Annotated in this window: 12 protein-coding genes; 5 read left to right on the top strand and 7 right to left on the bottom strand. The window is 41.3% G+C overall.

Annotation, left to right across the window (positions count from 1 at the left end):
• Positions 1–80: 80 nt before the first annotated feature.
• Entirely contained in the window at positions 81–1,040 is a 960-nt protein-coding gene (locus Q4567_RS05750; protein ID WP_303499680.1) for a hypothetical protein, read from the top strand.
• Here Q4567_RS05750 and Q4567_RS05745 read toward each other — a convergent pair.
• The 4 genes from Q4567_RS05745 to Q4567_RS05730 form a co-directional block, all read right to left on the bottom strand.
• On the bottom strand, positions 1,037–1,432 hold the full coding sequence (locus Q4567_RS05745) for a DUF3718 domain-containing protein (protein ID WP_252729330.1): 396 nt from the start codon (positions 1,430–1,432) through the stop codon (positions 1,037–1,039). The two genes, Q4567_RS05750 and Q4567_RS05745, sit on opposite strands and share 4 nt — an antisense overlap.
• Before the next feature lie 37 nt (positions 1,433–1,469).
• Positions 1,470–2,015, bottom strand: coding sequence for a hypothetical protein (locus Q4567_RS05740; RefSeq protein WP_216049524.1), 546 nt, complete (start codon positions 2,013–2,015; stop codon positions 1,470–1,472).
• Between the two features lie 165 nt (positions 2,016–2,180).
• The gene (locus Q4567_RS05735; RefSeq protein WP_216049525.1) at positions 2,181–3,824 is read right to left on the bottom strand and encodes a long-chain-fatty-acid--CoA ligase; all 1,644 of its coding nucleotides are present in this window, start codon (positions 3,822–3,824) and stop codon (positions 2,181–2,183) included.
• A 252-nt stretch (positions 3,825–4,076) separates the two neighbouring features.
• Positions 4,077–4,844 (bottom strand): SDR family NAD(P)-dependent oxidoreductase, encoded by a 768-nt coding sequence (locus tag Q4567_RS05730; RefSeq protein ID WP_303499678.1) that lies wholly within the window; start codon positions 4,842–4,844, stop codon positions 4,077–4,079.
• A gap of 372 nt (positions 4,845–5,216) precedes the next feature.
• Between Q4567_RS05730 and Q4567_RS05725 the strand changes: the two genes are divergently transcribed.
• From Q4567_RS05725 to Q4567_RS05710, 4 genes are all read left to right on the top strand, one after another.
• Complete coding sequence (locus tag Q4567_RS05725; protein ID WP_303499677.1) at positions 5,217–7,337, top strand: 3-hydroxyacyl-CoA dehydrogenase NAD-binding domain-containing protein; 2,121 nt, start codon at positions 5,217–5,219, stop codon at positions 7,335–7,337.
• 37 nt (positions 7,338–7,374) lie between these two features.
• Entirely contained in the window at positions 7,375–8,556 is a 1,182-nt protein-coding gene (locus tag Q4567_RS05720) for an acetyl-CoA C-acyltransferase (protein ID WP_216049528.1), read from the top strand.
• Between the two features lie 24 nt (positions 8,557–8,580).
• The gene (locus Q4567_RS05715) at positions 8,581–10,380 is read left to right on the top strand and encodes an acyl-CoA dehydrogenase C-terminal domain-containing protein (RefSeq protein ID WP_216049529.1); all 1,800 of its coding nucleotides are present in this window, start codon (positions 8,581–8,583) and stop codon (positions 10,378–10,380) included.
• Between the two features lie 104 nt (positions 10,381–10,484).
• Complete coding sequence (locus Q4567_RS05710; RefSeq protein ID WP_303499676.1) at positions 10,485–11,384, top strand: alpha/beta fold hydrolase; 900 nt, start codon at positions 10,485–10,487, stop codon at positions 11,382–11,384.
• Between the two features lie 167 nt (positions 11,385–11,551).
• Here the strand turns inward: Q4567_RS05710 and Q4567_RS05705 are convergent, their stop codons facing one another.
• The 3 genes from Q4567_RS05705 to Q4567_RS05695 all read right to left on the bottom strand — a co-directional run bounded on the left by Q4567_RS05705 (position 11,552) and on the right by Q4567_RS05695 (position 13,828).
• Complete coding sequence (locus Q4567_RS05705) at positions 11,552–11,947, bottom strand: DUF3718 domain-containing protein (protein ID WP_303499675.1); 396 nt, start codon at positions 11,945–11,947, stop codon at positions 11,552–11,554.
• Positions 11,948–12,307: 360 nt separating this feature from the next.
• The gene (locus tag Q4567_RS05700) at positions 12,308–12,703 is read right to left on the bottom strand and encodes a DUF3718 domain-containing protein (protein ID WP_216049532.1); all 396 of its coding nucleotides are present in this window, start codon (positions 12,701–12,703) and stop codon (positions 12,308–12,310) included.
• Between the two features lie 222 nt (positions 12,704–12,925).
• Positions 12,926–13,828, bottom strand: a complete 903-nt coding sequence (locus tag Q4567_RS05695) for a LysR family transcriptional regulator (protein ID WP_216049533.1) — start codon at positions 13,826–13,828, stop codon at positions 12,926–12,928.
• Between the last annotated feature and the right edge of the window lie 68 nt (positions 13,829–13,896).

Raw genomic sequence — 13,896 nt, 5'->3', positions numbered from 1 at the left:
AAGTGATTAAACATCATACTTGAATCCCTGCAAGTGAAATAATACACTGCGGCCTCATTTCTTTGAGGCCTCATTTATTCATGTATACATCTGTGCGTCAATTTCTGGTTTTATTGCTATCAGTGATTATATTACTCACTGGTTGCTCGGCTAAAAGAGTCTTGACCCAAGCCGAATTACAAGAGCTCGATGAGCACAATCAGTTATTCAATGATGCTGAGCAGTTTGTACATGCTAATCTTTTTACAGCTATGGTGCATGTGAGAGCAACCAATCTAGCCGATTGGAATGCGCTCTTAATCGCTTATTCGTGCTCTGCAGATATAGACCACAGTACCCTCGATAACTCCTATAATCGCAATCAACCGATTTTTACCGAGGCGATGAAGACGCTAGCCGAACAGGAAAATTTATTTACGGCCGAACAACAACAAGATGTTTTGGCCGACGTTTCACAACTTGCTTATCGTCTATTTAGTATTAGTTACGCGAAAGGCTACGCCCGCCAGATTGAACTCGCCGACGACCTATCGCCAGGCATACGTGAAGAGTTGTGTGATGGCAAAGTAGGGGGGCTGAATAGCCCTTACCTAGGATATCGTAACTCAGTAGCTTGGCGCTCGTTTAATACGCCTTTATTGAAAAGCCTGAATGGGTTACAAGCGCATGCTCGAAATGGTGATAAAGCATTCCAAATTTTGCTTAATCAACAATATGTACAATTTGATGCATTAGTTTACAGTCACGCCTATCAGCAGACCGATGCTTATCAATCGTTATTTTTTGAAGTAAATAAGTTTGAAAACGTAGAACTTTATGGCAACGAAGTATCCAAGTTATCACCTCAAATTAGCGATATAAAAGCGCAAAATAAACACAATGATTTTGCCTATTTAGTGTTATCTTCTGGCTATCATTGGGGCATGATGTCGGTGTTGGCTATGCTAGAAGAAGAATATCCGAGGGTGCATGATCTTAAAAAAGCCCAAGCGACTCAAATGGTTTTAGAAACGTTAAAAAACTTGCAAGATAGCGCTTAGATTTTGTTTGATAAAGTGATCGCAATGGGGGAGTCACTCAAATTTTTGTCATCGATCCATTGTTGTAATGTTTTACCATCGGATTCTGGCAAACGTAAATTCAATTTTGGTAATTTTTTGATTAATAGCTCAGCCGTTTGGTAGGCATCATTGATTATGGCTGCTCTAATTAAACTCTGCCCATCACAACTAATACTATTATAATAATGTCGCAGCTTTAGTCGGTAATGTTTGTTAACTTCCTCGATTTTATTTCGTAAGTCTGATGAATCATCGGAAACCACGATAGTGCATATATTCATCAAAGTTGAGTTGATATCAGCCTTTGCCTTGGTGGCAAAAACGATATTTGCCAGAAAAATAGACATCAAAAAAAATAGTATTTTTGGCAAATTTGAATTCTCCCTTTTTCAATTTTAGAATGCTGTTTTAGGTGGTTTTACGTAGCAGACTCTTTTGCCTTGTGCGTAAGCGACTTCTAAGCGCTATCACACCAATTAAAAACAGTAAAACAGTCGGTGCATTTGACACTGCTGCTGCATTGTTAGTGAAGTTCAATAATATGTAATCTTGCGATGACCAACGAGTATTATGTAAATTAAACGCTAGGAGTTCACCGTCAAAATCAATGTCTGACGCATCAAATCCCACCACCGCGGTAATGAGATCAAAATCACTTGCAGAGAACAGGTTAGGCAGCAAAGAAAAGCTCAGTAATTCGTTTGCTCTCAACTGTAAATTGCTCTGAAGATTACTGATCAGTAATGAGTCGCTTTCAAAATTAACACTGAAGTACGCGTTACCCATCAACAGGATATTAAATTCGCTATTGTTCTCTTGAGCAACTGAAATTCTGTTATCACATTCCCACAAAATTGAAGGTTCTATGTCACAAGCGACTTGTGTGCCTATGATCGAAGCATTCGCTGACCATGAAAAAATCACGAGCAGGAAGGAGACTGTAAATACTTTCATTCTGGGAAAGGCCTTTAACGAATAAAAAACGGTTAATAGCTCAATTTAAAGTGATTTAGAAGGTGAAAGGAAGTCATTGCTTGATACATCGGTATGAGTACTTATACCTGATGGCGGCATATCACAAAGCAGATTTTGCTTCATGATATACCGTTTTATAGTGGCTTAATGAGGAAATTCGTAGTCTTTGTAGTTGTCTCTTAATGCCAATTTATTAAGTTTTCCGGTGGCTGTATGCGGAAGTTCGTTGGCAAATACAACATCTTCAGGAAGCGACCATTTGTGGATTTTGTCTTTCAAATAATCAATGACATCATCGCGGCTTAAGTTGGCGTTTTCATTTTGAACCACCACTAGAAGAGGTCGTTCTGTCCATTTAGGATGATAACGTCCTATTGCCGCCGCTTCGGCTATCTGTGGGTGACTTGCAGCGGCATTTTCAATGTCGATAGAACTTATCCACTCACCTCCAGACTTAATCACATCTTTGGTTCTATCGGTTATTTGCAAATATCCTTGTGGATCTATAGTCGCAACGTCACCGGTATTCATCCAACCATCTTCATCAACTGGGCAGTCATCGTCTCCAGGGGTTTGTGACATGCCGTAGTAGCCGGTTGCAATCCACGGTCCTTTCACTTTTAGGGCCCCAAATGCCACTCCGTCCCAAGGTAACTCATTGTTTTCGTCATCGACTATTTTCATTTCAACGCCAAATACGGTTTTACCTTGTTTGAGTCGAAGTTCAGTATCTTCTTCATCGGAGAGGTTTTCCATGCCCGGCATTAAGGTAAATAAGGTACCTAGTGGGCTCATTTCCGTCATGCCCCAACCTTGTTTTACTTCTGTTTGATAATCATGTTTGAAGCGTTCAATGATACCTCTAGGACAAGCCGCACCGCCAGCAGTGACACACTTCAAAGTGGGTATCTTTTTGCCGGTTTTATCTAAGTACTCTAACAACGCCATCCATATTGTGGGGACACCAGAGCTGAGGGTAACGCCTTCGTTTTCAATTAGGGATTGTAATGTTTCTCCGTCAGCCATTTTAGGCCCCGGCATCACTAGCTTACTTCCAACCATCACACCAGCATAGGGAATACCCCAAGCATTTACATGGAACATCGGCACTATGGGGAGGGTAACGCTGTTACTAGACGCGCATGTTGCATCAGGTAAGGAGCCTGCATAGGCGTGCAGTACCGTTGAACGGTGGCTGTACACTACGCCTTTAGGGTTACCTGTGGTACCTGAGGTGTAACACATACCCGCAGCGGTATTTTCATCAAACTCTGGCCATTGATAGTTGTCATCAAATTGCGCTATGAGCTCCTCGTAACAGATAACGTTTTTAATAGTCGTTTCTGGCATATGTTGTCGGTCGGTCAATACCACAATTTTTTCAACACTTTTGAGATGATTCTGCAAGGCTTCAACTAATGGCATTACTAATACATCAACAAACAACACTTTATCTTCTGCGTGGTTGATAATGTAATTGACTTGCTCAGGGAAAAGTTTTGGATTAATCATATGGCAAACCATGCCAGTGCCAGAAATAGCATAGTAAAGTTCTAGGTGCCGATAATCATTCCACGCTAATGTGCCTACGCGATCTCCAAATTTAACTCCCATTGATTCCAAAGCATTGGCTAATTGGCGGGTGCGTTTGGCAAAATCTGCGTAGGTATATCGATGTCGTGGATTGTCTGCGGTAACAGATACTATTTCACGAGTGGGGAAGTTTTTTTCAGCATGACGCAATATTGACGATATCATCAATTGCGTATTCATCATTAGTCCTTTCATGTATCAGCTCCTATTAAGCTAACTAGATTGTGATTAAAATCGAGAAATTATTTTTCGGAAAGTTCAGCGTTTGCTTTTTACTAAAAAATTGAATCAATGCCCCAAGCTATGACGCTGATTTACCGGGCGTCAACGCTATTTTCATCAAACGTTGACGCTATGTTTATTAGGTGCTTAGGCTATTTTTTACCAAGCGCTGAGACTACTCTTACTAAGCGCTGACGCTACTTTTACCAAGCGCTGACGCTACTTTTACCAAGCGCTGACGGCACCATCAATCGCGATGGTTTGACCGCTCATATATGAGTTTCCAGGAGATAAAATCAGTATCATGGTGTTGACTATTTCCTGAGGTTGGCCCAATCGTCGCATCGGTGATCCTTGTGCTAAGCGTTGTTGATTTTCTGGTGAATCAAAACCGTCTAACGCTAAGATATTGGTCGGACTATAAAAAGGGCAGATAGCGTTTGCGCGTATGCCCTTTTTGGCATATTCCACCGCAGCAGTGCGAGTTAGACCTACCACCGCATGTTTGGCAGCTGCATAAGCTGCTCCTTTTGGAGCACCACCGATTCCGGCCATTGAACTTAGGTTCAAAATATGACCAGAACCTTGTTTTAACATGGCTTCAATTTGATACTTCATGCCAAACAGGACACCATTTACATTTACCGCCATTTGGCTGTCCATTGTCGCTTGATCTATTTTATGCAGAGGCGTTAAGTGATGGGCGATTCCTGCGTTGTTGACGCCGATGTCGAGTCTGCCGAAATTTTCAATTGCAGCATCAACCATCGCCTTAACTTGATCTTCTTTGCTTACATCACAAAGCATTGATATTACTTTGTTTTCTCCCAATTTAAGGGATGAAACCGTATTCGCAAGTTCTTCACTGTTGATGTCACTAATGACTAAGTTACAACCCCTAGCTGCCAAGCCCTGTGAAAGTAAACGACCAAATCCACTGGCAGCTCCTGTTATCATGGCCACTTGGCCGCTAAAATCGAGAAGTGAGTCCAAAAAATGTACCTTCTTTTAAAATGGTTTAAATAATATTTACAGCCCATCAAACCTTACTTCTTGGATGAAGTATCGTTGGTGTTTAACTGCAAAAGTGAGTTGTAACCAACTAATTTTCTAAGGGATAAATAACGTTTTTGTGTTAACGGTATGTAAAGCTATGTATCTAGAAAATCAGATGCAAAACCGAAAGTCAATATCTAAGAATTCCCTGTTTACGGGCAGTTAGCCTTATAATCAACAAAATCAACCGCTATCAGCTATATCAATTTCATTTATTTGCAATTATAAAATCAATAAATTTGGATGATTGAGTGGGCTGGCCTAGTATCAGCGTTCTAATGAATTATTAATCTTTAAATTGAGGATTTTATGAGCACTGAACAATCTGCTGCTGTAGTAAGTCAAAATCAAGGTGAGATTGCCTTAGTTATGATGCAAAACCCGCCTGTTAATGCATTATCGAAGTCGGTACGTGTAGGACTAATTGATGAAATAAAAAGGGCCTTGGACGATTCAAGTATCAAAGCAATTGCCATTTCCTCTCAGTTAGGATTATTTTCTGGCGGGGCAGATATCAGTGAATTTTCCTCAGGAGACATGGAGCCGTTGTTACCGGTAGTACTGGATTTGATTGAGAATGCTAACAAGCCAATCATTGCAGTGTTAAATGGTCCAGCTTTTGGTGGTGGACTGGAAGTCGCTTTGGCCTGTCATTACAGAATTACTTTTGCAGATAATAAAATTGGCTTGCCAGAAGTTAACCTAGGAATTCTGCCTGGTGCAGGTGGTACTCAGCGTTTACCTCGTTTAGCCGGCGTGGCAAAAGCATTGGACATGATAGTTTCTGGTAAACCGGTTAAAGCATCCGCAGTGACTGGAGTTTTTGACTTAATTGTTGAGCAGCCAGCAAACTTACTAAACGAAAGTCTCGCATTTATCACTGCTCTGATTAAAGACGGTTGTTCAATTAAACGAGTGAAAGATATTGAAATCGACCCAGCGACTGCTCCGGCAGAGTTGTTTGCTCAATATCGTCAAGGTATTGCCAAACAAGCCCGCGGATTTTTCTCTCCAGAAAGATGTATTCAAGCCGTCGAGGCCGCCGTTAGTTTGCCTTTAGAAAAAGGCCTCGAAAAAGAAGGCGAATTGTTTATGGAGTGCATGAAATCTCCACAAGCAAGAGCTCAACAGCATTTTTTCTTTGCGGAAAGAGCTGCAGGACACGTTTCTGATTTCGACAAAAACACCCCAGTTCGAGAAATTAAAAAGGTCGGTATTATTGGTGCTGGCACCATGGGTGGCGGGATCGCAATGAATTTTGCCAATGCTGGTATCCCTGTGGTTATGCTTGAACTTAAGCAAGAGGCTCTTGATAAAGGGCTAGGCGTTATTCGTCGTAACTACGAAAACTCTGCGAAAAAAGGCAAGCTCAGTCAACAAGACGTTGAAGCTCGAATGGCCTTGCTACAAGGCACCACTGAATATGCTGGTCTAGCGGATGTTGATCTAGTAATCGAAGCTGTATTTGAAAAGATGGACGTGAAAAAGCAAGTTTTCACTCAACTTGATGCCGTGTGTAAACCAGGTGCTATTTTGGCATCCAATACCTCTACTTTGGATGTGAATGAAATAGCCGCTTGTACCTCGAGACCTGAAGACGTGATTGGTTTGCACTTTTTCAGTCCGGCAAACGTGATGAAACTGCTAGAAGTGGTTAAGGGTGAAAAAACCTCGGCTGATGTAATCAAAACGAGTATGCAATTAGCTAAGAAAATTCGCAAAGTTGCGGTATTGGTTGGCGTTTGTTTTGGTTTTGTCGGCAACCGCATGATTGAACCTTACGGACGTGAATCTAACCGAATGATGTTAGAGGGCGCTTCCCCAGAGCATGTAGATAAAGTCATTTATGATTTTGGATTGCCTATGGGGCCATTCACTATGGGCGACATGGCAGGTTTAGACATAGGTTATTTTGTTCGTCAATCTCGACAAGAACATATTGCTCATGATCCTAGTTATGCCGTAGTAGCCGATCGTTTGGTTGAAGACGGTCGTGTAGGGTTAAAAGTGGGTAAAGGTGTTTATCTTTATGAGCAGGGTAACAGAAAGCCCATTTTGGATCCCGACGTAGCAGAAATTGCTAAACAAGAAGCTGAGCGTTTAGGCGTGGAGCAACGTCAGCATAGTGATCAAGAAATACTTGAGAGATGTATTTTCACATTAATTAACGAAGGTGCACATATTTTGGAAGAGGGCATTGCTGCCAAATCCAGTGATATCGACGTTATTTATGTATATGGATACGGATTCCCTGTCCATCGTGGTGGCCCAATGCAATACGCTGATGAAATTGGTTTAGATAAAGTGTATGCCGCGATGTGTAAATATCGTGATGAGTTGGGTGAATACGGGAAAGCGTGGTTTGAACCAGCGCCTTTGCTGAAAAAATTGGCTGAACAAGGCAAGCGATTTTCTGACTTCTGTAAGTAAAGAACTATAAACATTGTAAAGAATTTAAGGATTGATTATGAAAGAAGCAGTTATTGTTTCAACAGCACGTACACCAATTGGCAGAGCTTATCGCGGTGCCTTTAATAATCTAGAAGCGCCGAGTTTGGCTGGTCACGCAATTAGCGCAGCGGTTAAAAAAGCGGGTATTGATCCAGCAAGTGTCGATGACGTTATTTTAGGTAGTGCCCTTACTCAGGGTTCTGGTGGAATGAATATTGGTCGTTTAGGTGCCCTTGCTGGTGGCTTACCCGTTACTGTTGGTGGCATGACGTTAGATCGCCAATGTAGTTCAGGTATGTACGCTATTGCAACTGCGGCAAAACACATTATCACCGATAATGTGCCCGTTATGGTTGCCGGTGGATTGGACTCAATCAGTTTAGTTCAGAACGACAAAATGAATATGTATCGTGCGGTAGACAAAGCCTTAGTTGCCAAACACAAAGATATCTATATGCCAATGTTACAAACCGCAGAAGTGGTTGCTAATCGTTATGGTATTGGCCGTGATGAACAAGATGAATATGCCTATCAAAGTCAAATGCGCACTGCAGCGGCACAACAAGCCGGTAAGTTTGATGATGAAATAGTGCCAGTTACAGCAACAAAAGTTGTCGTCAACAAAGAAACAAAAGAGCAGAGCCTAGAAGAGGTGACTCTGACTAAGGATGAGGGAAACCGAGCTGAGACTACCCTAGAGGGACTAAATAGCCTTAAACCGGTCATTGAAGGTGGTTGTATTACTGCGGGTAATGCTAGCCAACTATCTGACGGTGCATCAGCCAGCGTTATGATGGACAGTAAATTAGCTGAGCAATTAAACCTTACCCCCCTTGGCGCGTATAGAGGAATTGCTGTGGCTGGTTGTGAACCAGATGAAATGGGTATTGGTCCCGTTTTCGCTATCCCCAAACTGCTGAAGCAACATGGTTTGAAAATAGAAGATATTGGCCTTTGGGAATTGAATGAAGCATTTGCCGTGCAAGTGCTTTATTGCCAGAAAACCCTTGGCATTCCTGCTGAATTACTGAATGTAAATGGCGGCGCTGTGTCGATTGGTCACCCTTACGGAATGAGTGGCGCACGTATGGTTGGACATGCGTTGATTGAAGGTAAGCGTAGAGGTGCGAAATACGTAGTCTGCACCATGTGTATAGGCGGCGGAATGGGCGCGGCCGGCTTATTTGAAGTGTATTAAAGAATAATAAAGGTAGTAAAAAATATGCAAAATTATAAATCTCCGGTACGTGATACCTTGTTCGTTATGAACGAACTGCTTGGTTTCGAAAAGCATTATGAAAAATTAGGTTTTGAAGATGCAAACCCTGAAATGGTCGAAGCTATTACCGCCGAAGCGGCAAAGTTTACAGAAAATGTTTTAGCACCAATTAATGCAATTGGTGATGAAGTTGGGTGTAAGTGGGAAGACGGCAATGTCACAACCCCTCCTGGTTTCAAAGAAGCGTACAAAACCTATTGCGAGGGTGGTTGGCCTTCGATGACCCACCCAGTGGAATACGGTGGTCAAGCATTACCGTACTCATTGGCCTCAGCTATTGCTGAGTGGACATCTGGTGCAAACCATTCGTGGGCTATGTATCCTGGCTTGAGTCAGGGGTGTATCGCTACAATTACTAGTCACGGTACCGACGAACAGAAACAAACTTTCTTGCCACCTCTTATTGAAGGTCGTTGGACAGGGACTATGTGTTTGACTGAGTCCCATTGTGGTTCAGATTTGGGGATGTTGAAAACCAAAGCTGTACCAAATGATGATGGTACTTATAGCCTGACTGGAACTAAAATATTTATTTCTGCTGGTGAGCATGATTTTTCTGAAAACATTGTGCATATCGTTCTAGCCCGTTTACCAGATGCGCCTGCAGGAACTAAAGGTATTTCTCTTTTCGTTGTGCCTAAGTTCAACGTAAATGAGCAAAGTGAAGTTCTTGACCGTAATAACGTTGCATGTGGTTCTATTGAACACAAAATGGGGATCAAAGCCAGTGCCACTTGTGTTATCAACTTTGATAACGCTAAGGGATATCTAATTGGTCCTCCAAACCGCGGTTTGAACTGCATGTTCACCTTTATGAACACCGCTAGAATCGGTACTGGTTTGGAAGGTCTAGCTGGCACCGAAGCTGCGTTCCAAGGTGCATTAGCCTACGCCAAAGATAGATTGCAGTTCCGTTCTACAAAAGGTCCGGTTAATCCAGAAGGTCCTGCAGATCCAATTATCGTTCATCCAGATGTTCGTCGTATGTTGTTGACCCAAAAAGCCTTTGCTGAGGGCAATCGCGCTCTGGCAATTTACTGTATGCAAATGGTGGATATAACTCTATACAGTGAAAATGAAGAAGAAAAACAAGTAGCTGAAGCTAAGCTTGCTTTATTAACACCGATTGTTAAGGCTTTCTTAACGGAAACCGCTCAAGAGACAACCAGTTATGGTATGCAAGTATATGGCGGACACGGATTCATCAAAGAGTGGGGAATGGAGCAACTAGCCCGTGATACTCGAATCTGTACTATGTATGAAGGAACGACCGGTATTCAAGCTATCGATTTGTTGGGGCGTAAAATTCTTGGTTCCAATGGCGAATTGCTGAAAACCTTTATTAAGGAAGTTCAAGAATATTGCTTGAGTGTAAGAGATAAATCACAATTTAATGCTTGGTCTAATGCAATTGAATCACACATTGATGAGTGGTCTCAAATGACTCAGGAAATAGCCAAACGTGCAGCCGGAAATCCTGATGAAGTGGGCGCAGCGTCTGTGGACTACTTAATGTATTCTGGCTACATTATTGTTGGCTACCTATGGCTTAAAATGGCTGTCGTTGCCCAGCAAAAGTTAGATGAAGGAACTTCAGAAGTTGCGTTCTACGAAGCAAAACTGAAAACTGCTGGTTTCTACTTTGCTCGATTACTTTCACGCACGCGTTCTCATGCTTCGGCAATAGAAACCGGCTCTGAAAACTTAATGAGCATGCCAGTTGATTATTTCATGATTGACTAATAGTAAACTTGGTTAGACTACACAGGTTTATGTTTGATAAAAGCGGATGATATTTCATCCGCTTTTTTATTTACTCTGAACTAAGCAAAATTTTGGATACGTCTATGCAAAGTAAACTCGCCCAAATTGATGACTGCTACATTCATTATGTAGAAATGTGTGATTGTGACGCTCCCAAGGGAACTCTGATATTTTTACACGGTTTTCCAGAAAATTGGCGAACCTGGCGAAATCAAATAACCCACTTCTGTAAACACTACCGAGTGATTGCCCCTGATCTTCCGGGTTATAATCAATCATCTAAGCCAAACGATATAGAATTTTATCAAGTTACTAATTTAGTCGAAGTGTTGAGTAGGTTTGTAACTTTTGTTGCTGCAGGACAGCCTGTTTCACTTATTGCCCACGATTGGGGTGGGGCAATCGCCTGGCCACTTGTGGCTTTTCATGCAGATTTGTTTTCCAGTTTAGTGATTTTAAACGCAGCTCACCCGAGCACTTTTACCCGTGAAATGATAAGTAATCAAGTGCAACGAGAAAAAAGCGGCTACATACATCAACTTATTGCATCTGATGCGATTGAAAAAGTATCAGAAGATGATTTTCGCTTTTTAAAAGATATGTTCTTGGATGAAAATGGTAATTCTGCTTTGACCCCTGCAGAAATATTGGAATACCAACAAAGTTGGCAAATCTCTGGGGTTTTAGATGCAATGTTAAATTACTATCGAGTCATGCCTCAGTTAGCACCAGTTAATACTAATGGGCATGCTTCTGGGCCTGTTAAAGATACACAAAAGATGAAGATCCCTAATATAAGAATCAATGTACCAACATTAGTGCTGTGGGGGATTCGTGATTTAGCGTTTGTTCCTGAGATATTAAATGGTTTAGATGATTATGTGCCCAATCTAAAAGTGGTTAGGTTTGAGAATGCAAATCACTGGTTGCATCACCAATATCCTCAACAGGTAAATGAGCAAATTGAACGTTTTTTAGGTTAGTCAGCCTTGGGCTATAGACGCTATTACTAGTATGTAACGTTGTTTATCGATATTCATATTTTGTTTGATTAAACGAAAAACAGCCTCAAAAGAAGCTGTTTCCCGAGGACGTAGGCAGCGCCCTGCCTACTTACCATGTTGAACTGGTTCAGTTCTAAGTAAAGTCCTTAGATGCGATCTTTAATCACCGCTGAGATAGGAGAAGCATCTAAGCCATTCTCTGCTATCCATGCTTGCAATGTTTTTCCATCACTCTCTGGAGAGGTTAGGTCTGACTTTGGCATTTTTTTCACCATAAGCGTACCCGTTTCAATGGCGTCACTTAACATTGCTGTGCGGATTAGGCTGTTTCCGTCGCAGGATACACCTGTGTAATAGTCTTTTAATTTTAATCTGTAGTCAGATTGAACTTTTTTCATCTTCTTGCGAAGCTCACCTTTGTCATCAGTTTTCACGATGGTGCAAATATTTTGCAAAGCATCATTAATATCTGCTTGGGCTGTACCCGTAAGTAACAAAGAAGTGGCTGCGATGGCGATAGAAGTTTTAACAATTTTCAACATGGTTAAATTCCTCAGTAGTTAAAATTTTTGGTTCACGTTTTGACGGGATTAATTAAAAACGATTTCACGACACATTAAAATCTGCGCCTTGATACTTAGGTATGCGAAGCTATACCATAACGTGTGTGATAATGCCTAAAATACTGATATATATGATTAATATTTAATTTTAAAAGTCTGTAAAAACGCATTTTTACTTTTTTGAGGTGTGTATAACTTGAGTTTTGGATTAAAAATTTGAGCTTAATAAATCCGTTACTAATAACGAAAAACAGCCTCAAATGAGGCTGTTTTCCGAGGATGTAGACAGCGCACGTCTACTTACCATGTTGAACTGGTTTAGTTCTTTATAAAAAGTCTTTAGATGCGATCTTTGATCACGGCAGAAATAGGTGAGGCATCTAAGCCATTTTCTGCTATCCAAGCTTGTAATGTTTTACCGTCCTTTTCAGGAGTCGTTAAATCAGATTTTGGCATTTTTTTAACCATTAATGTGCCCGTTTCAACAGCATCACTTAACATGGCTGTGCGTATTAGACTGTTCCCGCCACAGGACACACCGGCGTAATAATCTTTTAATTTTAATCTGTAATCTGACTGCACTTTTTTCATCTTCTTACGAAGCTCACCCTTATCATCGGTTTTTACAATAGTGCAAATGTTCTGCAAAGCATCGTTAATATCTGCTTGGGCGGTTCCCGTTAATATTAAAGACGTGGCTGCGATGGCGATAGAAGTTTTAACAATTTTCAACATGGCTAAATTCCTCAGTAAATAAAATTAATTGTTGTGTCTGCGTTTGACGGGGTTAATTAAACGCGGGTTTTACACCAGTTAAAATCTAACTGTTGATACTAAGGTATAGAGCCTTATACATTGCCAATGATATGGGATGTCACGAGAATATGCGGGGAAATCCCAAATTTAACAATCCAACTCCCGTAGTTTCTAGGGAGTTGGAATCTAGTCAAGTGTGTATTAGTGGTGATTAAATTGGCGGGCCACTTCTAAAATCTGTTCCCGCATCCAAATGTGCGCATGGTCATGATCTGCGCTTACGTGCCAATACAGATAGTGTTCTACCAATGGAACTTCAAAGGGCATTTCATAAAATGACAGGTCATAGTGTTTTGCGAGGTGATAGGGAATACACGCAATCAAATCTGTTTTTACTATGATACTGGGAATAGTCAAAAAATGTTGGCCACGCAATACTATTTTGCGTCGTTTACCAATTTTGTCTAATGCTAATTCAATTGGGCCGGGATCGCTGCGTCGATGGGATACATTGACTTGGCCGAGTCGCAAAAATGTTTCCAAATCAATACCATTACGCAAATCCGGATGATTTTTCCGTGCCATCACCACAAATCTATCTTGGGCAAATTGATGTTTGCACAAGTGTGGATCAGTGAAGGTTGATGAGTCAGCAAAGAAATCTAAACTGCCACTTGCCATCGCGGACACGACTGCATTTCGAGACAGTTCAAAATTCGTTATTGCTATCTTAGGGGCTCTGGTTTGCAAATTGGCAAGTAGCCTGGGCATTAAACTCGCTTCAAAAAGATCTCGGGTGGCAAAGTGAAAGGTTTTTTCAGCTGTTTCAGGATTAAAAGTATGGCTGTCTTGCACACTTTTTCTTAACAATGAGAGTGCATCCCTAGCAGGTCCAATAATATTTTGAGCGACTGGAGTAGGGGTCATACTATGACCCGTACGCACGAACAATGGGTCATTCAACATATCCCGCAATCGAGCAAGGGAGTTACTAACGGCTGGTTGGGTAATACATAAAACATCTGCTGCTTTGGTAAGACTGCCAGCGGTATAAATCGCATCAAAAACAGCAAACAAATTCAAGTCAATTCGATTTAAATTCATATGGATCCTATATTTAAATTTCACATAACCAAGACGGATGGTTTATTAAAAATCATGATAGAACATTA

The organism is Aliiglaciecola sp. 2_MG-2023 (assembly GCF_030548145.1).
Classification (GTDB): Bacteria; Pseudomonadota; Gammaproteobacteria; order Enterobacterales; family Alteromonadaceae; genus Aliiglaciecola; species Aliiglaciecola lipolytica_A.
This window is presented reverse-complemented; position numbering and strand designations above follow the sequence as displayed.